This is a genomic window from Desulfosporosinus sp. SYSU MS00001, assembly GCF_049943955.1.
Classification (GTDB): Bacteria; Bacillota; Desulfitobacteriia; order Desulfitobacteriales; family Desulfitobacteriaceae; genus Desulfosporosinus.
Genome location: NZ_JBNFTW010000039.1, coordinates 1 through 634, shown reverse-complemented (window position 1 = coordinate 634; position 634 = coordinate 1). Strand labels below are relative to the sequence as shown.

The following is a 634-nucleotide window of genomic DNA, read 5'->3' as shown; positions in this document are numbered from 1 at the left end:
AATCATTATTATGAGTAACAAATTCCAGGTGGTAGGTCTTTTCAGGGTTGCTTATACTTCCACCACCTAGAAATGCTCCTCTAATATAGGCTCTTCTACATTCTTCATTTGAAATAAGTTCTTTTGATATTCCGTAATCTAAGGAAAACACCCCTTCTGTCTCTTTCAAAACACCTACATTCGCAAGCAGACTCCTTGCCCCCATATCTTCGGTTATAACGATCATATATATATTGCTTTTCTTAAAGGAATTATTTTTCTTCACAAATATCTTTGTGTGAATCGCGAATTTTTCCTTAAGCATTCTAAATATATATCTTGCGATTGATGGGTTTTCTGTAGTAATTCTAAAACTCAACTGTTTATTCCCACCCAAGCTCAAAGTCCCGCTGACCTTCATAATAGCAGACAATATTGCCCGAGCCTCTTCTTCTTTTATATTTGTAATTCTACAAACCTCACTCTTTACCTTTGATGAAAAGGACATTTTATTATCTCTCCTTTGTGTTTCCCTCTTTAGTCTTAAAGTTTTATTTTTTATTGGATTTATTGTCCTTTAATCTTTCTGATAAGTAGAAGTACTCAATTATCTTCTTTCTATCATAAAGCAGCTTCTTTTCCATTATGGTTTCAA

1 protein-coding gene is annotated in these 634 nt (G+C 33.4%); it reads right to left on the bottom strand.

What is annotated here, in order from left to right; translation table 11 throughout:
• Positions 1–487, bottom strand: a 487-nt coding sequence (gene whiA / locus ACPUYX_RS20895; RefSeq protein ID WP_426381500.1) for a DNA-binding protein WhiA, incomplete at its 3' end; no start/stop codon positions are given.
• Positions 488–634: the final 147 nt, after the last annotated feature.